The sequence below is a fragment of the Arsenophonus sp. PmNCSU2021_1 genome (genome assembly GCF_036919435.1).
Taxonomy (GTDB): Bacteria; Pseudomonadota; Gammaproteobacteria; order Enterobacterales; family Enterobacteriaceae; genus Arsenophonus; species Arsenophonus nilaparvatae.
In genome coordinates this window covers 502,234-520,506 of record NZ_JAZHPL010000004.1, presented here as the reverse complement: position 1 = coordinate 520,506, position 18,273 = coordinate 502,234, and the positions used below count along the sequence as shown (strand labels likewise).

Genomic DNA, 18,273 nt, shown 5'->3' with positions numbered 1-18,273 from the left:
CATGCGTTGTAAACTGTTAATTGCTGCTGCTATGTCTGTTGTTGTTTTAACAGCGGGTTGTTCTATAGCAGAACGGCTTGTTTACCGTCCTGACATTAATCAAGGAAACTATCTTTCTGCCAGTGATGTTGCAAAAATCCAAAAAGGAATGACGCAACAACAAGTAGCCTATACATTAGGAACACCAATGCTAAAGGAACCGTTTGGCCAGCAAGTTTGGTATTATATTTTCCGTCAACAGCCTGGACATGAAAAAGTTAAACAGCAAACACTAACACTCACTTTTGATCGCAATGGGATTTTAGTTGACATTAAAAATAACGATACATTAGCAGCACAAAAAGCATCAACACTTATGTAGATGCTACATCACGTTATTGATATTTATTTAAATAAATATTAATAGACTGCCAATTAGGCGACATTTAAATTGGCGGTCAACCTACCTCATTACAAACAGATTATTAAGATTTTTGTTTGGCTTTTTCTGCCCGTTTACGACGTATCTCTTTCGGATCAGCAAGTAATGGACGATAAATTTCAACCCGATCACCATCAGATAAGACATCGGATAATTTAGCGGGTCGACTATAAATACCGACTTTATTTTTACTCAAATCAATGCCATCTCGAAGTGACAAAATACCTGATTGCATAATTGCCTCTTCAACACTCGCACCCTCTGCTAGCTTGACGCGCAACAGAAATTGCCTATCTGGCAATGCATAAACCACCTCAATATTTATTTCAACCACGATAAACCTCGTGAGCACGTTGAGTAAAAGCTTGCACCATATTTCCAGACAATTCTTTAAAAATCCGACCAAAAACCAACTCAATCAATTTATTAGTAAATTCAAAATCAAGATATAATTCCACTTTACAGGCATTTTCATTTAAAGGTGTAAATAACCAATTACCCATTAATTTACGAAATGGCCCTTTTACCAACTGTATTTGAATACTCTTATTATCTTGCAATATATTATGCGTAATAAAAGTTTTACTAATACCCGCTTTAGCAACCTCAACCGACGCAGTCATTTCATTATTAACATGATTCAGCACCCGACTGCCCACACAACCTGGTAAAAATTGTGGATATGAATCTACATCATTAACTAAATTGTACATTTTCTCCGCACTATAAGGCACTAATGCAGATCGACTAATTTGCGGCATAACCATTCTCACCAAATAAATCAGAAACAATAATAACATTGATATACACTTAAATAAAAATTCTGCACGACAACTTAGTCTAATAAATGCTCACTTAACACCAAATAATAGATCCTTACCGTGCCATTTATTTATACATACAGTATAATCGCCAATTATGACAAAGAAAAAAGCACACAAGCCCGGTTCGGCAACGATTACGTTAAATAAAAGAGCACGCCATGAATACTTCATCAGTGAAGAAATTGAGGCGGGCATAGCTTTGCAGGGTTGGGAAGTCAAAGCACTGCGCGCAGGTAAAGCCAATATTAGCTACAGTTATGTTTTACTGAAAGAAGGTGAAGCTTATCTTTTTGGTGCAACAATTACCCCGCTAAATGTAGCCTCCTCCCATGTGGTTTGTGATCCAATGCGCACCCGAAAGTTATTGCTAAATCAGCGTGAACTAGATTCGCTATTTGGTAAAATCAATCGCGAAGGCCACACAGCGGTAGCATTATCCCTTTACTGGAAAAATGCCTGGTGTAAAGTCAAAATTGGTGTCGCCAAGGGTAAAAAAGAGCACGATAAGCGTTCTGACATTAAAGATCGCGAATGGAAGTTAGACAAAGCGAGAATTATGAAAAACGCAGGTCGATAATGAGCTAAGTACTAGCATTATTAAGTTTTTTTCTGATATAATTAAAGTAATAAACTTGGGGCTGATTCTGGATTCGACGGGATTTGCGAAACCCAAGGTGCATGCCGAGGGGCGGTTGGCCTCGTAAAAAGCCGCAAAAAAATAGTCGCAAACGACGATAAATACGCACTGGCAGCTTAATAACCTGCGCAGAGCCCTCTCTCTCTAGCCTCCGCTCTTAGGACGGGGATCAAGAGAGGTCAAACCTAAAAGAGATCGCGTGGATGCCTAGCCTGGGGTTGAAGCGTTAAACTTAATCAGGCTAGTCTGTTAGTAGTGTGTCTGTCCACAGCTAGCTGGCGAATGTAAAGACTAGACTAAGCATGTAGTACCGAGGATGTAGAAATTTCGGACGCGGGTTCAACTCCCGCCAGCTCCACCAAATTTACATGGTCAGCAGTAGGACAATAGCTTTAAAAACAGGAAGTTATGAAAATTAAGCTGACCTCGATATGACAACAATAGGACTTAAAAAGATACGCAAATGACACGCGGCTTTTCTTGAACAATACCCATTGACGAAAGAAGAAATCATGCGCTATATTCTATACTAGGCGCTGAAAACACCTTACAAGACGTAAGTCCGCGCACGATAGATTGCGGATCTTTTGTGTCCATATTTTAGATATGGCCGAGTGTGGGCGAATAAAAGACCAGCAATGGAAATAAACCCGCTTGATCTTGTACAAGTTTTCAGCACTTGGCCGCCTGAGCCTTTCAGGTTTCCTCTGAAAAAGGATACAAGAATGAATATTCAACTTTCTACTATCACACCTAAAGTTACCTTCCATAATGGAAAAGTCATTACTACATCTAGAGATGTAGCAGATTACTTTGGTAAACGTCATGAACGGGTTTTAGATAAAATAAGAAATCTTGATTGCTCACCTTCATTTAACCAACACAATTTTGTGTCCGTTAGTTACACTGATAGTAAAGGTGAAAAACGTCCCATGTACGAAATGACCAAAGATGGCTTCGTATTCTTGGTTATGGGATTTACTGGCAAAAAAGCAGCTGCATTTAAAGAAGCCTACATTGCTGAATTTAACCGCATGGAAGCAGAGTTACATTCTGTACCAAAATACCAACCCGAAGCTCACGAAAAGTTCAGCAACAAAGATACACAAAATCTTGCTCGTATCATTGCCCTAATGACACAAAACTTTCGTTTTAGAGATAAAACTTTCGTTTTAGAGATTCATGGAATAATGCTATCTGGTATGCATTAAGAGAAGTGACAGGCATTCCTTCACCTTATCCGATGGAAGTCCGGTTAGTTCCTTCTATTGCTACAGAATGTGAGCGTATCTGGCACGTAACGGAAGAGCTTCAAGATAAAATAGCCGATGCAGAGAAATTAGCAATTAAACAGATTATCCGCAAACGCGAAAATGCAGATAGAGTTATTGCTGAGATAGAAACTTTGTTATCTCAGACTACACAGGATAACCAGTTAACGCTAAATGGTGCCCTTTCAAACTGGCATAAAGCGGAATTGACCCATTTCCTCCAACGCTGCTAATAGGATGCCCCTTGAATGGGGTAATTGAGAAAAGATCACGAGTTTCGCACAAAACTAATTTGGGTACGCTAATAAAACACGGATTTGCTCAGTAATAGCACTTTTGATTACGTCCCAATTTTGTTGATAAAGGGTTATTTTTTCAGATATACGACGTTTATGTTGTTCAAACCACGCAGAAATAGCGAGAAAAATATGATTTCTTTGCGCTCGGCTCGTGCGAGCCTGACAGCGTTCAATACCACAGTTTTGTTTAACTTCTCGATGATAAACTTCAACAGACCAACGGGCATCCATGATAGATTTGAGGTATTGACGGGTGGGATTCTCTTTGTTTGTTACTATGTAATCAATACGGCCGTTTTTGGCTGTAAATTTGAAAACGGTTACCCAACCATATCCTCGCAAGTGTATTGACGTTCCTTCTTCTGAGATGTCTAACTTGTTCAGTTGTTTGTTATGGTTAACAATCCTATTTTTCCTCAGCGTGGTTACCCAGATCCAACCATGAGAGCGAATTGATTTCAGGTTATCCAGGCTAGAATACCAAGCATCCATCACTACGGCTTCTGGCATGATCCCTCTTTTTTTAGCAAGACACGAGTTTCGCACAGGCATATAAAATTCTAGAAATGGCTTAAAAGCAATGATCAATCTGCAAGTTACTAAAACACATGAATTTTCTTAAATTACAATAAGTTGTATTTGATTTATAAGGTTTTATCTATTTATATATTATGCTGAATTAAACTTAAAAATAGAGCGTTTTTTTATTGGTGCGAAACTCGTGCAAGAGTGAGCATTTCGGAAAAGTGCGTGTTTTTTGTTTTTCCATCAGAATCTTTATCATAAATACGATAATTGATAGGAATTGATTCAACCTTCGTCAGATCATGCCAAAACAAATTAACTAAACCTATGCCAGCAATAACCTCATGTTCATTACCTGAATATTGATAATGGACCATCTCTATTTTTTTACTACGTGTTTTGGCAATCAATGTATCATCGGCAATTAGTACGCAAGGGCTTTTTTTGTCTATAGAAGGTTCAACTAATCGCCATAGGTCTTTAGGTCTAAAACATCTACTTTTTAGCCATCGGCTAACAGTGTCATGAGATAAAGGCGATGGGCTTACTTCTGATAACGCTAAACCAGAGTATCTTAAACTGCTTACTTGTAAGAATGTTTTATAGATATCTTTAATACATGGATAACCCGACAAAATATGAACACCCTGATTTTTTCTTGTTTTTAAATTTATACTTCTTTTTTGGAGATTGCGAAACTCGTGAAGATAAAAGTCCCCAGCGTTTTTCTGGGGACTATTGTAAAACTTAACAGGATTACCACTCAAAATTAAATGACGAGTTATACATCACATGATTGCCCCCAGAATAAGCAACCCCCGCTTTAACGGCCGCATTTTCAGTGATACGGTAGCCTGTACCAACCGCCAGGGCCTGAGAAGCACCATATCCCCCAATACTTGCCGTGAAATTCACTTTACCGACCCCATAAGGCTGGAAAAGTCCGGTCAGCGCCGCAGAGGTCGCGAGTCCTCGTTCAATTTTCGTGTTAGTTTTCGATAACTTATCCTCAAGATGATTTATCCGTGTATCGCTTAATTTCTTCTCTATTGCACTATTCATTTGATAAAGATTAACCACATCGGTGTCTTCAGTACCCGGGGCAACGTGGGTGATTTGACTAAATTTTTTTACACCAGCAGTGCCACTTTTCTTATCCTCTTGAACAATATAACCAACAGAGAGCTCTGTAATTAATGCATTTTTATCGGGATCATTCAGTTGATTTCTAACCATATCAATTAGATTCTCTGTATATTCTCTTTGCGCTTTACTTCTCGTACCAATAGCAGTGCTTGCATATCTGGAAGCTTCGGCTCTTGAACCTAATGCTGATGAAAATTTACAGGTGGCTTTACTTGCTTGACCAATAGCAGTGCTTGCGTATCCGGAAGCTACGGCTTTTGCACCTAATGCTGATGAATACTCACCGGTGGGTTTACTTTCCGTACCAATAGCAGTGCTTGCGAGTCCGGAAGCTTCAGCTTTTGTACCTAATGCTGAAGCTTCGGCTGTTGTACCCAATACTGATGAAAACTCACCCTTGGTTTTAACTTCTTCAGCGTTAACATTTGCCAGAATTCCCATAATCGCACAGGCTAGTATAGTTTTTTTTCTTCACTTTATCTCCATTTTTTGATTAATTTAACTAAATAAAACTGACATTTAGAATTAAATGCCGCATGGGTATTTAGTTTTCCATGAATCCAAAACAAAAATAAAATGAATTATTTTGATCGATTCGATCGATTTTTTAATGTGAAAAGTTGTTTACCACACCCGCTATCCCATGATAGGGTTTAATCAACTAACGAAATTTTCGAGTAAGAAGGTAAGTCTTTTGATGTTCAATGTATCCGATTTTCAGATAAAAATTTTTGTGAAGTGCTATTTCGCTTTCAATCTTTGCTGCTGACCCCAAATTGAATCAACGGGCATTTGCACCCGCACGTCTAACCATGTCGAGGGTGGAATATCAACTTGCTCACCGTCAGCGTAATAAACTGGTTTGCCGTCAATAATTTCTTTAATTCGCCAATTTTGAAAATCTTTAGGCAAATGGGTGTGTTGTCGGTGAAATGTTTGAATCTCAATATCACCATTGGATAAGATTTTGTCTCTGACGTAGATAAGTTCTAATCCATTAATATCTTTAGGGATTGATATTCCGCCATTCACACCCCATGCTCCATCAGCGTTATAACCCATGACGCCGGAAATAAAATAGCTGCCAATTCCAGTTCGTTGGACTCTTGCCCCTTCTGATTCTTCGTTGGTTTCAAAACTACCATCGGGATGGATTTTTACTATCGGCGAGGCTCTTTTAAAAAAACCGTTAGCATCCGCTATCATTTTTGGAATGTCTGACAATAAAGCAAATGTTCCATCTTTATCTGGAAAATAAGTTGCTACGCTAAGCCTATTATTACGTATAAAACCACGTTTAGATGAACGTACATAGACTAAATCATAACCCTCTTTAGGATCTCCTAACCATATAACTGAGTCACCGGTAGAATGTGAGGCACTTATTTTTCCAGCTCTAAGTTGTTCATTTGAATCTTTTTTCGCAAGAATATCAGTAGATGCTTTTTGACTCATGACTTTATCAGTAGCGCTACCGATTTCCTGAACTACGCTTTCCTTCACGAGTTTCGCACGGGCATATAAAATTCTAGAAATGGCTTCAGAACAATAATTAATCTGTAACTTGCTAAGACGTATAAATTTACTTAAATTACAATAAGTTATTTTTAATTTATGAGATTTTTTCTATTTATATATTATGCTGAATTAAACTTAAAAATAGAGCGTTTTTTTATTGGTGCGAAACTCGTGTCCTTATCAAACTTACCGGTCACCGTTTCACTTATGTCTTCAACAGTTTTTGTATCAGCTTTACTTTCTAGTGCAGTTTTTATCTCTTCAATGCTACTAGCATCTGCTTTGCTTTCTACTAGCTCTTGCAGTGCTTTAATCGACGCTAACTTAACTGTTTTACCACTCGGTAACGTGATTTCAACCACACCATTTTCAGTCATCCATGTGTTCATGTTTTGCAGAAAATAGATAATGTAAGTGTTGGCTGCAACAAGTGCTCTTGCTGCATCAGAATTATTATTGGGCTTGGTGAGATTAATCGTGTATGTTGTGTCGGTAGCTGAAAATGTTGCTTCTTCAGCAAGGACTAATTCCGTGTTGCTATTAACTGCCAATATCATGTACGGATAATTCACATCACCATTTTTAATCAGCATTAACATGCCAGGTGATACTAGTGGATTATTGCTATTCCATTTTGTGCCTGTGCCTTTGACAATAGAAGAGCCTGACACTATTGTAATTGTGCCATCTGAATAAATCATTTTTATTTCCGTTATAAATAAAAGAAGGGTTTTAATTAGAATTTAAAGTAATCTTCTGCATCCAATACTAATACTGGGAAAGATAACAAGGCGGTTGTCGTTTCACCAATATATGCTGAATTATAAAAATATCTGTAACGAGAAAGACCTAAACTTGTTGCACTGTATCGACAGACATTTAGATAATCTAGATAACCGCCATCCGTATGCCAAAAATAATCTCCAACCCGTTGAGGGGTGTACATCGGCCTTTTTATTCCTGGAATTGTTTTTCCTTTTCCAACCGCAAATTCACTACTTGGTACTAAAACAGGTTTTGTCATAACATTAAACTGAGAATTAAATGTCACATTACCATCAATATTACGCAATTTTAGTCCACACCCCTTGGTCTCTAGTTCGCCAGATTTAGCTGCCCTAAAAGCAATTACATAATATTTAGATTTTGCCAAGCTATGTGAATTACGTCTTATGTTTGATATCCTCAAACTTTTTACACTTCCACCCCCATCCCTGATAGGCTCTCTGCCAATATAATTTTTTACATCGGTAGAATAAAAAAAATAAATGGCATTATCTGGTGTTAAACCAGCTCCTAATTCTACAGGATTAAAAACTCCATCAATAATCATAATCTTCTTGTGAAAAGCGTATGAATAACCAGTTATCGGCAGTGAACTTAGAAAAATAGCGCTACCTAGTATCTTCAACCCCGCGCTTCCTACAAGAGGTATTTTATTGTAGTCTGGATAAGCTATAATTTGGATAGGTTCAGTCCCCACCCCGTGTAAATTACGTACTGTCACTAAACGATTAGACTCAGAATAAGATACTAGTGTTTCTGTCCCTGCGGCAACCATAGCGTTACCATGCTGCACAAATCTTACACTAGCAAGTGCTCCTCCGCGAGAAATAACAAATTTATAACCTTGCGGTATTGGGTTGGGGCAGGTCCAACTACCTCTTCTAACGTCAACAGCTTTTGTCCATATATTTGTCGCTGGTGTTGTATTTTCATTAAAATAAAAAAAAGAACCATCTGGATTTGTTATTCTTAAGCCAATCATATAAATTCTCCAATTTCTATAATCGGAGTATTGCCTAAATATACATAAAAACCTTTGTTTGTTAGTCTTGTCCGATAATTAGAGGATACGCCGTTAACTTCAAAATTACCGTTAACCATATCTATACGTGTTCCTTGTTGTCCGGGAATATAATTTTTAGACTTTAAATCCATTCCGACTATTACATTTTCAATGGTTGCCTTACTTATTAGCGCATCATTAAAAATTACCTGACCGTTTTTGATGGCAAAAACCGGCTCCATCTTGCCATTAGCCGGATTGTATACGATGAATGTTTGGGCGCTAAAGCCAATTTGTGTGCTGACTTTACCGTTTTTAAGCTCAGCACCAATCACCATGCCTGCATCATAAGAGACGCCGTCATAAACAATCTTGACTAACGATGTCCAGGTTGCAGAAGCCTCACCCTTTTTCATGTCATATTTGGCTTGTAGCGAGTTTTGCGCGGCTGCCCAGGACTTATCTGCTGTCGCTCTGACCTGATGGATAGATTCAGCCAAGGCTTTAGTCTCGGTTACCACATAATTGTCAACCCTGACAATTTCCGCCTTAATCTTGCCATTTTGACGCATGAAATACTGCGTATTGCCGTTAAGTCCCTTCGCGTTTTCCAGTATCGCTTCTGTGCTACTGTCTATCCCTTTCTTTAGCTGCTTAATCGCTTCCGTATCGTTAATTTTTTTATCAATTTCATCAATGATACTGCTGGCATCGAATTCTGACTCACCCCGCACAAATTCTGTCCACGGTGACGGGTTACCGGATTTATCAACGAGTCTTGCGCGAAAATAAAAGACTGTCCCTGCGGCCAACCCTGACATTTCATGGCTTTTTGACGGATAAGGGATATCAGCCAGTAACATCAAGCCTTCACCGTCATTCGTTTCGCTGTACTGAATCTCTGTTTTTAACGTATCTTCCGTATTTTCGTTGAATCCCCAGTCTAACTTAATCCCAAACACCAACGTGGAAGCTCTGAAGTTAACAGGTGTAGGGGGTTCGCCTTCCTTACCTTTCAGTATTGTCTCAGGCGCATTCGCCCAGATTGATGAGATATCCGATGAGTTTATGGCTCTTACCCTTACCTGATAACGTCCGGCATATATCCCTTGAACTTCAAAACTGGATGTAGATGTTCGAGGTATACTTACCCAGTTATTATTTCCTCTTCGCCATTGCGCCTCATAGGCAATCGCATTTTCTGTGGCATCCCAGTCAGCGCTTAACGTTGTAACAGCAATCCCTTGACTGATTTGGGTATAAGCAGAGATATGTACGTTCTTCGGGGGTAATTGGACACCAGGGGGGATAACAGTAATCGGTCTTTTATCAATCCTGACGCCCGAATCAACATGCGCATATTTATCTGGATTATGGAAAGTCCCCGTGAGGGTATATGTATTATCGGCGTTGTCCTGAAGGCTAATTACGCGATAAAGCTGAATCGCCAAGTCATTGGCATCTACTGTCCAAACCGCATTTTTTTCAATCGGTTGAGAATAACGGGCTGTTACAGTGATAATATTGTCGTTAACCGTCTGGACGGTTCTTGCTTCTGATTTTCCATCGGGTAAGTTAATGATAAGTCTGTCACCCGATTTAACATCTGCCTGCCTGTCGAGCGTAATTTTTCTCTCATCAACAGATGAAATCCTGCCACCAATAATTCGCCCTGCAAGATTTGCATCCGCTACCCCTATAATCTGTCCAGGCGTTGGAATAGCCCCTTCAAGCCCTGTTGAAAAGGTAATCGTCCTGTCATAAGCATTCGTTAATAACCTGAGTTCGGGATAAGAAATAAAGAGAAAGTCTTGATATTCAAATAGTTGAATGAGCCTGTTTTGTTAAAATACTCTAACAGTCTGGTTAAAGAGTAGAGCATTGTTAAACAATTATGGAAAATCTTACTGAACTTTATTGCCTGATGGATGATTTTTGCAAAGACTTCGAGCCAAAAATGCATGAATATTTGCTGACTAACGGTACTAAGCGTCGTAGACGGTCTACTCAGCTTTCGTTGGCGGAAATGATGACACTGGTTGTGTTGTTTCATCAACTCCGATTCAGGCAATTCAAGGTATTTTATCTCTATTATGTCCGCTTATATCTCCGGAAGGAATTTCCTAACTTGCCATCCTATTCACGCTGTGTAGAGTTACTTCCGCGTAGTGCCTTAGCGTTAACGGCACTGTTTGAGTCAATTAAGGGAAAATGCACGGGGCTATCGGTTGCCGATTCTACTCCGATAGCGGTGTGTGATAACTTACGGATCCGCAGACATAAAGTCTTCAATGGGATAGCTGAACGGGGAAAAAATTCAGCAGGTTGGTTCTTTGGTTTCAAGCTTCATGTAATTATCAATCATTTGGGGGAAATACTCAGTTTTCGACTCACACCAGGAAACACCGATGATCGGAAACCATTGCCTGAGCTGACAAAGGATCTTTCTGGTTGTTTGTACGCAGATAAAGGGTATTTATCGGCTTCACTGAAACAGCAACTCAAAACGATGGGAATTAGCCTTATAACGAATATCAAGAAGAAAATGAAGCCTATTAAACAGACTTGTTTCGACAAAGCCATCTTGCGTCATCGTTCTGTCATTGAAACGGTATTTGATGAGTTAAAAAATCTTTGTCAAATAGAGCATACGCGACATCGCTCTCCGGCTAACTTTGTAGTGAATTTATTAGGCGGACTGGTTGCATATTGTTTAATGCCATCTAAACCAAAGATACCTGTTGCAGGTACGTATCTTCAAGTATAATTGATAATGCTTATCCCGAACTCAGGTTTAATAATATCCAGCGTCCACGTCGGTTTGCTTCTGATTGCCGAGTGCAACCCATCGCCGAAATATCCGTTTTACGCACACCATAACGGCGCTGCAGTTTGCTATCAGAGACCGCCTCAATCCCATCATGACTGTGATTATCGGCATCCGAATAGGAAACCAGCACCTGCGTATAACGGTTTTGCTGACTACCGCCTGAATATGTCACCTTTCCATCGACGATATTCGCTTGCGTGAAAATCCGAAAGACATCCGAGGGCATATCAGCCACCGCTTTGACAGAATTATCCGCCCAAAAAGTCATGCCTCTAAAAATGCCCGCAATATCACGCAATACCTGATAAGCCGATTCCTGAGACTGAATATAAATATCACATAAAAAACGAGGCTCTTTACCTGAACCACCCTGACCGTCAGGAACGTTTTCATCGCAATACTGGGCTATCTGGTATAAATCCCACTTATCTATCTGTGTGCTATTAATCCGCTCTCCACAACCGTAACGGTTATTCAAAACCAGGTCATAAAAAATCCAGGCGGGATTGTTCGTCGCGGCCAACTTGAAGGTGCCATTCCAGACGCCCGAATAAGTTCGGTTTACAGGGTCATAGTTTGCGGGTACTTTTACCAGCAAACCACCTTTGGGGCGCAAACTGACTTTAGGGATGCGATTATTAAATTGTCTTGCATCAAAGGTGATAAACAATAAAGCGGTATTAGGATATCTTAATTTTGCGTCAATCACCTCAGTAATGGCGGCAACAACCACTTTATCGGCAATTCGCGCCGTATTTTTGTTAGGGGTGAAACGACGAACACGCAATTGCCAGCCGGTTTTGGCAGCAGGCAAATCGATACGGTGTGTGCGCTGATATTCACTGGTTGTTTCCCCATCAAAGGCAGCATGCAACACTTCCTTGTAGCCACGCCCATCCGCTGACAGGTCAATGGCATAATCGATGCGGTAACCGGAGGTATCACCATTATCATGTTGTTCAAGAAGTTGTGGTACCGAAAAACGTAACCGAATAGCGGATAGCTGGATATTATTTATCGACCTGATATACGGCTGTTCATCTTTTAACTCCCTGCTGATGCTAATTTCATTGTCAACTGACGGAATACCTTTGATGTATGCCTGTTGCTCACTGCCCGGACGAAACTCCCACGTCACGCCCTCAACGTTTTTACTGCCGTCAGCATTACCGATAGGCGTACCATCTAGAAAAATACGGGTAGCATCTAACCCCCCGGCAATTTCTCCTTCAGAAATAGCAAAGAGTAATTTTGCGGTTGATTCCGATAGCAAACTATCAGGAGACTCTACGGGTTTATGTCCACCGCCATCACCGCCTTTAGCCCCAAAAATAAGACTTGTCATATTTCACCCATAAAAAAAGTCGCCTCAGCGACTCAATGTCCATAATGAATGTTATCGTTGGTCTTCGGTGTAAATCCCCGCGGATATGATTGCCCCACCTATCTCTTTTCTATCCAAGGTATACAATAACGGCACCGGATTACCTTGCGCTGTCGTATTCACCGCACCGCCAAACGCATAAGACGGTTTATTATCGGCGTCCTGACGAACGGAAGCCCCAGGCGGCTGCGGTGACAACATTTGCGCTATACCGCCTAATGCCATTGACGCACCGCCTAACGCTAAAGCACCACCCATAAACCCGCCTGCCCCAAACGCTGCCCACCCAGCAGGTCCCAGCATCATTGCTGCTCCTATCATGGCCACCCCTAACATCGTCTGAAAGAAGCCACCTGGTTTGCTGCCCTTAATTATCGGCGCTATTCGAATATCCTCTTTTGTGTTCAGGTGAAATTCATCTTCGCCTATATTCCGCTTTCCCTTGAAGACCGCAAACTCTACGCCTCTCAAATGCGCATCCGCCAGATAACGCTCAAAGCCTGAGTAAAGCACACATAACGCTTTAATGGCTTCTCTTGGGGAGCTAATGGCCAGTTGATGGACGCGTCCATATTTTGCGCCCAGTTTTCCATACAGCCTAACCGTTTTTAGTTCACTCATGCCCATTCTTTCCTTCTGACAATCTTGACGGTGCGGTGGCGCCAGTAATCACTGTAGGGCGTGACACGGCTTAATTGCCCGTACAGATGATGCAACAGCATACCTTTATCCAACAAAACACCCGCATGATTGGCGACATCAGCCTGAACCTGCATAATGACCACATCACTTACTTTTGGTGTGTCATTAATTTCAACGAAACCTTCTTTGGTGAAATTCTCCATGTAACGGTTTTCACCTTGCTCCCACCATGGATAAGTGACACTATAATTATTCAATGTAATACCGTGTTCTTGACGAAAATAATCAACAATCAGAGTCCAGCAATCGGCGTAACCCAAAACAAACGCTCTTCCCGTTAATTCACGCTCCCCTCTTGGTTGAATAATACGCAAATCCCCCTCGAGCCACGACACAATTATCCACGGTAATTCACTGGCATCGCATTGCAGATTATCTATTTCACTTGGGTGTGTTGTCACGCCGTCGCCACAATGTGAGTGGACGATAGCAACAGGCGTTCCCCAGTCTTCCGCATTGGCATAGTCTTCGGGTGATAGTTCAAAATATTCAGTCGGATTTAAAGCAAGATTACGGCAAGGAAAATAGCGTTTTACACGGCTCTTTTGGCAAATAACCCCGCAGGCTTCTTGCGGAAATGCCGTTTTAACGTGATTAAATATTGCTTCGGTAAGACTTTTTGTTATCATCGTATTAACCCTGCCGCAGGAAATCCGCCAAAATCCAAGGGTGCATTTTCACCAAATCGCTTTTTACAATCGCTCATTAGGCCGCCACAAACATCTAAGGCGGGGTCATTAACCGGATTGCCTTTCTCGTCAAAATAGCGTTGGCCATTATAGGCACACCCATTGCCTGAACGATACCCACCCCGCATGCACCAGTAACAGAGATGATGAATTTGACGCACTGGCAACATAACGCCTTGTAAATCAAACGGGCAAGCCAGTTCAAATTGAATAATTCCCCCCGCTTCCTCATGACTTTTGCGGTCAACATAAAATACCTGTTTAAAGCATTCATCCGGATTTACGGTGGGATTATCATCAGGAAAATTTGCTATCCAGATAGTGCGAAAAGGTCTCATAAATGGTTACTTTTGCCTGAACCATATCATCAAATTCCAGGCACAGTGATGATATCAGACTATCAATGTTCCCCACTTTAAGAATCGGTCTGGCTTGGCTGCCCTCACTACTTTTTGATAAACCCGAAATTTCATAAGGCCATGCGCCATATTCGTTACCTTGCCACCAGATAGGCTTCGGCTTTAATTTATCTTCTGCCTTTTCAATTTCTTCGGGGGTGTAACGAAGATTGTAAGCATGAAAACGCAAAACCGGACCACCAAAAGCACTGCCATCGACTTCCACCAACTGGATTTTTTCACCGGGTTCTAATTTTTGTACATCTGAATGGATTATCATGCCGAAAAAGCCTCCTCAAACGTGGCTGATATTTTCATGACATCACGCGCAACCGGCGTCATCTTGATTGAATCGGCTTTGACCCGATACACTCCCTTGACACCAAACGGGGGCATCCAGATAAATGATTTAACGGTGTGTTGGCGAATAAAATCAAAGATAGGCATCACTTCGGCCTTTTTGCCTAAATAAGAAAAAGGCCAGGATTGCGATTCGGGATGGATCCCATCGGCGGATACCTGCTTGTAACCATCACCAAATTCCACTTCTTTGATTCGATACCTGAACTCGCCAGTCGGGCTGTCTTGAATCTGGGTTCGCCATTTAAATTCATCCATTAACTTGACTCCATAAAAAAGGCCACCTGAAGAGTGGCCTGTAAATTACACGTTAATTAATGTATTACGTATTACCATTCATTAGACAGTGACAATAATTTATCCTTGCGGATAATCAGATACCCTGCTCGGTGAGCCAGCTCCATAAAAGAATCCAGCGATAATACATACTCATCTGCTGATATTTCACTAGCATGATGAACTCTGTTATCTTTTATCGTGATTAAAATTCTACCACTTTCGCCTGAAAAGCGATTAAGCACCGATAATTTATCTTCTTTTTTCCTGACTTCTCCGGTCGTCCAATACTCATAGAGCACATCATCACACTCATCATGATAACGGACAACTTTATCCCTGATTTCTGCTTTCACTTTATTCGGACTAATAGTCGATAGCCAGCCTGCAAGTTTACGAAGAGCAAGGCAAATCATGGATTGCTGACCCCCTTTTGTAGGTATGGTGATTTCCACCATACCTTTTGAAAATCTAGATTTAATCTTGTGAAACTGACTTTTCCAGTCCAGCCCCATGCCCTCAACTACTGGCTTCATGGGTACATAGGGTTCATTGTTGTAATTCACCACGTACAAATCATCACCATAGAATGAGACATTAATTGTAGAAATGGCGTTACTCATGCTGCCCCCTCCACGCTTAACAGTTTTGCCAATTTAGCAATCCCTTTAGGTGTGATACGAACTTGTGTTTTAGTTTCATTAACGCCATCAGTGCGGGTAATGGTTGTCACTTTATGCTCAATCAATCCTTGTTGAATCTTGTCCTGATAACCAATCCAGGGACTGCCCAAGCGTCTATAAATCCATTTATTCCCACTCAAGAAATCAAACAGGGCTTTAGGACGTATTTGTAATTGTTTAGCGGCATCAGTCACACACATAGCACCATCGGATTTAGCGAGGCGTTCTAATGCTTCTACATCGGGCTTCATTACTGCTATTTGATGGTCACGCTCAAGGATTTTTTCACTATAATTTAGCAACAAGCCTCTCATGACAGCCGGATCATTTAATGCAATCATAGGATCAACAATCGGTTTTACCTGATTAGTTTCAAGGCAGAACCAACGTTTAATTACCGCAGCACGACGCTTAACATCATAGCCAGTTACTAAAACCTCTGAATGATAACGATCAAGACTAAATTCAGAAACATAACCCCGAACATCAAAGGTGACATAAATCCCTTCTTTGATAGTAACTGATTGATTTTTAACATGATGGAAAAATCCGTCATCTTTCGAAATAGAATAAAGTTGAAATAGCATATTCCAGATATCAACATGGACATCAGCTTTTTTCTTACCCGTTAATTCAGCAATCTCACTGCTCGACATAGTGACATTTTGTGTTGTAACTGCTAAAGTATTCATGTTGTTAATCTCGCTGTAAATGGTTAACTCATTTGAAACCCTAACTGTTCCCGCAGTTGGGGTTTTGCTTTTATTTAACATCATCACGCTCCTCACGTAAGCATTTGGCTAATCGCATAATAATTGCAGAATTTAAGGATATAAAATCCATTTCCGCTTTCTCTTCTAACTCCTTACGCATTCGTATAGGTAGATTTAAAGTAAATCGACTATTTCTTATTTGGCTATGTAATTCATTACTCATGTACTATCTCCATATAAAACCAAACCGGCATAAAATCCAACTTGGCACTAGCTCCAATTTATCATCATTTATAAATATGTCAAGTTGGTGCTATCATTAATTTAATAAAATTTTGAGGTACTATCATGTCAAAGAAATACCCAAGCCAAGAAATGGATAGATTTAACATTAGGATGCCTGCTGGAATGAGAGAAGCGATAGCTGAGATTGCTGAACAAAATGGGCGCTCCATGAACACAGAAATAGTTATGATTCTTCAGGAAGCTATAAATAGAAATAAGGAGGTCAATTGTACAAATTCTGGAATACCAAAGATCACAACGGATTTATTAACTGAAATTAAAGAATTAAAATCAATTTTAATAAAACAGAATAAACATTCAAAGTAATTACGTAGTCGTTTTTATTTAGGGATCATGCTGTCAGTTCTAATACAGCAAGTATTACATGGCTAATTAGAATGCTTTCGCTTTACCTGCAAGTATACATGCCCGACTTCCTAAATGGACTCGTCGATATCCAACTTGCGTCTACTCACTTCATCAATTTGGCGACTGGCAATAAGGATGGATACCGAATCAGGATCACTATCCGTGCATATGGAAATGGGGATGGGGATGGGGATGCTGAAACCTGGGAAAATCTTCTGACCGTTTTCACTGGTATCTGGAAATCCACAGAAAGATGTAGTAGTGCTATGACGGAAGGAGAGTTTCCCACTTTCACCCAATAGGTCTTGTGGAGCATGACAATCTTTGAGTAGTTCATCAATCAATTCGTTACTGATAGGCATTTTGTTATCCTATAAAAAGTTTTTTATCAAAATGCCATTTACACAGTTTATTTTACACTCTCACAACTTAAAACTTATATCCTAAACCAACCGTGAATGCGTCAGTTTTCCATTCGCCACTGCCTGAACGTTCATAGCCCACGTCTAAAGTTGCCCCTTGCCAGAAGTTGACTTGCATACCAACCCCATAGGCTAACTGTGTTTTGTTATCTGAATTTGAATATTTAGCGCTATTAACTAATTTATTATCTCTGAACTCTTGTGAGCTTGATTCATAAGAAGCTTTCTTATAGGCGCCACCGATTAGTCCATAAAGGCTGACAGAGTCATTAACCCGATAAGTGGGACCCACCATCAAAGAAACATAATCACCGGATACTTTACCTGTAGCATGTATTCTATCTTTTTTATTATTTTTATCCGCCTTTGCAGTGGCATTATAATCTTTGGTAGAATAGGTAATTGAACCGATTACACCCCATTCGTCATCGATTTCATACCGGTAACGCATAAAAGCGCCCCCTAAATCATGATAACTATCTAAGGAAAGCGTTGCCGATTTGCCAAAGTGATTATTCATTTCATCACCCGCTTTCCTTGCATTTTCTCTTAACAGATTAACTTGGTCTTTAACCTCATTAGACTTTACATTCAAATACCCAAAAGAAAGCGTACTCTCACCGGCTTTTGCCATTACTGCGCCAGAAAATAATAGGGGGATTAAAAACAATAACGTTTTTTTCATTGTTTTTCCTTTAATTTAACCATCATCTAGCTAACCATTAATTTTAT

20 protein-coding genes, 1 other RNA gene and 6 pseudogenes are annotated in these 18,273 nt (G+C 40.3%); 7 read left to right on the top strand and 20 right to left on the bottom strand.

The window, feature by feature from the left end:
• Window position 1 precedes the first annotated feature (1 nt).
• Window positions 2-361 (top strand): outer membrane protein assembly factor BamE, encoded by a 360-nt coding sequence (bamE, locus tag V3224_RS07370; RefSeq protein ID WP_032114779.1) that lies wholly within the window; start codon window positions 2-4, stop codon window positions 359-361.
• 103 nt (window positions 362-464) lie between these two features.
• Here bamE and V3224_RS07365 read toward each other — a convergent pair whose 3' ends face one another.
• Window positions 465-755, bottom strand: coding sequence for an RnfH family protein (locus V3224_RS07365; protein ID WP_334469594.1), 291 nt, complete (start codon window positions 753-755; stop codon window positions 465-467).
• The gene (locus tag V3224_RS07360; protein WP_334469593.1) at window positions 748-1,182 is read right to left on the bottom strand and encodes a type II toxin-antitoxin system RatA family toxin; all 435 of its coding nucleotides are present in this window, start codon (window positions 1,180-1,182) and stop codon (window positions 748-750) included. Before V3224_RS07360 ends, V3224_RS07365 begins: the two co-directional genes overlap by 8 nt.
• 157 nt (window positions 1,183-1,339) lie before the next feature.
• Between V3224_RS07360 and smpB the strand changes: the two genes are divergently transcribed.
• The 4 genes and pseudogenes from smpB to V3224_RS07340 all read left to right on the top strand — a co-directional run bounded on the left by smpB (window position 1,340) and on the right by V3224_RS07340 (window position 3,386).
• Window positions 1,340-1,822, top strand: a complete 483-nt coding sequence (gene smpB, locus V3224_RS07355; RefSeq protein WP_334469591.1) for an SsrA-binding protein SmpB — start codon at window positions 1,340-1,342, stop codon at window positions 1,820-1,822.
• Between the two features lie 57 nt (window positions 1,823-1,879).
• Window positions 1,880-2,243: a transfer-messenger RNA gene (ssrA, locus tag V3224_RS07350) on the top strand.
• Between the two features lie 391 nt (window positions 2,244-2,634).
• Window positions 2,635-2,931 (top strand): annotated as a pseudogene (locus tag V3224_RS07345) (Rha family transcriptional regulator); the annotation flags it as partial.
• A 167-nt stretch (window positions 2,932-3,098) separates the two neighbouring features.
• The gene (locus V3224_RS07340; RefSeq protein WP_334469589.1) at window positions 3,099-3,386 is read left to right on the top strand and encodes a hypothetical protein; all 288 of its coding nucleotides are present in this window, start codon (window positions 3,099-3,101) and stop codon (window positions 3,384-3,386) included.
• Window positions 3,387-3,440: 54 nt separating this feature from the next.
• Here V3224_RS07340 and V3224_RS07335 read toward each other — a convergent pair.
• The 8 genes and pseudogenes from V3224_RS07335 to V3224_RS07300 form a co-directional block, all read right to left on the bottom strand.
• Window positions 3,441-3,983, bottom strand: a pseudogene (locus tag V3224_RS07335) (transposase); the annotation flags it as partial.
• Between the two features lie 195 nt (window positions 3,984-4,178).
• A pseudogene (locus tag V3224_RS07330) lies at window positions 4,179-4,612 on the bottom strand (IS701 family transposase); the annotation flags it as partial.
• Between the two features lie 121 nt (window positions 4,613-4,733).
• Complete coding sequence (locus V3224_RS07325; RefSeq protein ID WP_334469583.1) at window positions 4,734-5,564, bottom strand: YadA-like family protein; 831 nt, start codon at window positions 5,562-5,564, stop codon at window positions 4,734-4,736.
• Window positions 5,565-5,864: 300 nt separating this feature from the next.
• Window positions 5,865-6,578: a phage tail fiber protein gene (locus V3224_RS07320; protein WP_334469581.1), complete on the bottom strand. Its 714-nt coding sequence runs from the start codon at window positions 6,576-6,578 to the stop codon at window positions 5,865-5,867.
• Between the two features lie 182 nt (window positions 6,579-6,760).
• Window positions 6,761-7,342 carry a hypothetical protein gene (locus V3224_RS07315; protein WP_334469579.1) on the bottom strand — a complete coding sequence of 194 codons (582 nt, stop codon included), beginning with the start codon at window positions 7,340-7,342 and terminating at the stop codon, window positions 6,761-6,763.
• 35 nt (window positions 7,343-7,377) lie between these two features.
• The gene (locus tag V3224_RS07310; protein WP_334469577.1) at window positions 7,378-8,409 is read right to left on the bottom strand and encodes a hypothetical protein; all 1,032 of its coding nucleotides are present in this window, start codon (window positions 8,407-8,409) and stop codon (window positions 7,378-7,380) included.
• A complete protein-coding gene (locus V3224_RS07305) occupies window positions 8,406-9,881 on the bottom strand; it encodes a phage tail tip fiber protein (protein WP_334469575.1) in 1,476 nt (491 codons plus the stop codon). The genes V3224_RS07310 and V3224_RS07305 overlap by 4 nt, the downstream gene beginning before the upstream one ends.
• A gap of 59 nt (window positions 9,882-9,940) precedes the next feature.
• Window positions 9,941-10,117 (bottom strand): hypothetical protein, encoded by a 177-nt coding sequence (locus tag V3224_RS07300; protein WP_334469573.1) that lies wholly within the window; start codon window positions 10,115-10,117, stop codon window positions 9,941-9,943.
• Window positions 10,118-10,324: 207 nt separating this feature from the next.
• Here V3224_RS07300 and V3224_RS07295 point away from each other — a divergent pair, with 207 nt between their 5' ends.
• On the top strand, window positions 10,325-11,197 hold the full coding sequence (locus tag V3224_RS07295; RefSeq protein ID WP_334469571.1) for an IS982 family transposase: 873 nt from the start codon (window positions 10,325-10,327) through the stop codon (window positions 11,195-11,197).
• Window positions 11,198-11,225: 28 nt separating this feature from the next.
• Here the strand turns inward: V3224_RS07295 and V3224_RS07290 are convergent.
• The 8 genes and pseudogenes from V3224_RS07290 to V3224_RS07255 form a co-directional block, all read right to left on the bottom strand.
• Window positions 11,226-12,605 (bottom strand): annotated as a pseudogene (locus V3224_RS07290) (host specificity protein J); the annotation flags it as partial.
• Window positions 12,606-12,656: 51 nt separating this feature from the next.
• Window positions 12,657-13,265, bottom strand: a complete 609-nt coding sequence (locus V3224_RS07285) for a tail assembly protein (RefSeq protein ID WP_334469570.1) — start codon at window positions 13,263-13,265, stop codon at window positions 12,657-12,659.
• Window positions 13,262-13,975, bottom strand: a complete 714-nt coding sequence (locus tag V3224_RS07280) for a C40 family peptidase (RefSeq protein WP_334469568.1) — start codon at window positions 13,973-13,975, stop codon at window positions 13,262-13,264. The genes V3224_RS07285 and V3224_RS07280 overlap by 4 nt, the downstream gene beginning before the upstream one ends.
• Window positions 13,972-14,713: pseudogene (locus V3224_RS07275) on the bottom strand (phage minor tail protein L). Before V3224_RS07275 ends, V3224_RS07280 begins: the two are co-directional and overlap by 4 nt.
• Window positions 14,710-15,051, bottom strand: coding sequence for a phage tail protein (locus V3224_RS07270; protein WP_334469566.1), 342 nt, complete (start codon window positions 15,049-15,051; stop codon window positions 14,710-14,712). The pseudogene V3224_RS07275 and the gene V3224_RS07270 overlap by 4 nt, the downstream one beginning before the upstream one ends.
• Before the next feature lie 287 nt (window positions 15,052-15,338).
• Window positions 15,339-15,692: pseudogene (locus tag V3224_RS07265) on the bottom strand (phage antirepressor N-terminal domain-containing protein); the annotation flags it as partial.
• Entirely contained in the window at window positions 15,689-16,525 is an 837-nt protein-coding gene (locus V3224_RS07260; protein WP_334469564.1) for a phage antirepressor KilAC domain-containing protein, read from the bottom strand. The gene V3224_RS07260 and the pseudogene V3224_RS07265, both read right to left, overlap by 4 nt.
• Window positions 16,515-16,688, bottom strand: coding sequence for an Arc family DNA-binding protein (locus tag V3224_RS07255; RefSeq protein WP_310509930.1), 174 nt, complete (start codon window positions 16,686-16,688; stop codon window positions 16,515-16,517). The genes V3224_RS07260 and V3224_RS07255 overlap by 11 nt, the downstream gene beginning before the upstream one ends.
• Window positions 16,689-16,813: 125 nt before the next feature.
• On the opposite strand from V3224_RS07255, the gene V3224_RS29825 reads away from it, so the two are divergent.
• Entirely contained in the window at window positions 16,814-17,077 is a 264-nt protein-coding gene (locus tag V3224_RS29825) for an Arc family DNA-binding protein (RefSeq protein ID WP_442890000.1), read from the top strand.
• Between the two features lie 110 nt (window positions 17,078-17,187).
• On the opposite strand, the gene V3224_RS07245 is transcribed toward V3224_RS29825, so the two are convergent.
• Both V3224_RS07245 and V3224_RS07240 read right to left on the bottom strand, forming a co-directional pair.
• Complete coding sequence (locus V3224_RS07245; protein WP_334469562.1) at window positions 17,188-17,481, bottom strand: hypothetical protein; 294 nt, start codon at window positions 17,479-17,481, stop codon at window positions 17,188-17,190.
• 67 nt (window positions 17,482-17,548) lie between these two features.
• Window positions 17,549-18,226: an Ail/Lom family outer membrane beta-barrel protein gene (locus V3224_RS07240; protein WP_334469560.1), complete on the bottom strand. Its 678-nt coding sequence runs from the start codon at window positions 18,224-18,226 to the stop codon at window positions 17,549-17,551.
• Window positions 18,227-18,273 lie beyond the last annotated feature (47 nt).

What these genes read in the sequence shown, in the direction of transcription:
- bamE (WP_032114779.1), top strand. Translation starts at nt 2, where the DNA reads ATGCGTTGTAAACTGTTAATTGCTGCTGCTATGTCTGTTGTTGTTTTA.
- V3224_RS07360 (WP_334469593.1), bottom strand. Translation starts at nt 1,182, where the DNA reads ATGCCGCAAATTAGTCGATCTGCATTAGTGCCTTATAGTGCGGAGAAA.
- smpB (WP_334469591.1), top strand. Translation starts at nt 1,340, where the DNA reads ATGACAAAGAAAAAAGCACACAAGCCCGGTTCGGCAACGATTACGTTA.
- V3224_RS07325 (WP_334469583.1), bottom strand. Translation starts at nt 5,564, where the DNA reads ATGGGAATTCTGGCAAATGTTAACGCTGAAGAAGTTAAAACCAAGGGT.
- V3224_RS07320 (WP_334469581.1), bottom strand. Translation starts at nt 6,578, where the DNA reads ATGAGTCAAAAAGCATCTACTGATATTCTTGCGAAAAAAGATTCAAAT.
- V3224_RS07315 (WP_334469579.1), bottom strand. Translation starts at nt 7,342, where the DNA reads ATGATTTATTCAGATGGCACAATTACAATAGTGTCAGGCTCTTCTATT.
- V3224_RS07310 (WP_334469577.1), bottom strand. Translation starts at nt 8,409, where the DNA reads ATGATTGGCTTAAGAATAACAAATCCAGATGGTTCTTTTTTTTATTTT.
- V3224_RS07300 (WP_334469573.1), bottom strand. Translation starts at nt 10,117, where the DNA reads ATGCAAATCTTGCAGGGCGAATTATTGGTGGCAGGATTTCATCTGTTG.
- V3224_RS07295 (WP_334469571.1), top strand. Translation starts at nt 10,325, where the DNA reads ATGGAAAATCTTACTGAACTTTATTGCCTGATGGATGATTTTTGCAAA.
- V3224_RS07285 (WP_334469570.1), bottom strand. Translation starts at nt 13,265, where the DNA reads ATGAGTGAACTAAAAACGGTTAGGCTGTATGGAAAACTGGGCGCAAAA.
- V3224_RS07280 (WP_334469568.1), bottom strand. Translation starts at nt 13,975, where the DNA reads ATGATAACAAAAAGTCTTACCGAAGCAATATTTAATCACGTTAAAACG.
- V3224_RS07270 (WP_334469566.1), bottom strand. Translation starts at nt 15,051, where the DNA reads ATGGATGAATTTAAATGGCGAACCCAGATTCAAGACAGCCCGACTGGC.
- V3224_RS07260 (WP_334469564.1), bottom strand. Translation starts at nt 16,525, where the DNA reads ATGTTAAATAAAAGCAAAACCCCAACTGCGGGAACAGTTAGGGTTTCA.
- V3224_RS07255 (WP_310509930.1), bottom strand. Translation starts at nt 16,688, where the DNA reads ATGAGTAATGAATTACATAGCCAAATAAGAAATAGTCGATTTACTTTA.
- V3224_RS29825 (WP_442890000.1), top strand. Translation starts at nt 16,814, where the DNA reads ATGTCAAAGAAATACCCAAGCCAAGAAATGGATAGATTTAACATTAGG.
- V3224_RS07245 (WP_334469562.1), bottom strand. Translation starts at nt 17,481, where the DNA reads ATGCCTATCAGTAACGAATTGATTGATGAACTACTCAAAGATTGTCAT.
- V3224_RS07240 (WP_334469560.1), bottom strand. Translation starts at nt 18,226, where the DNA reads ATGAAAAAAACGTTATTGTTTTTAATCCCCCTATTATTTTCTGGCGCA.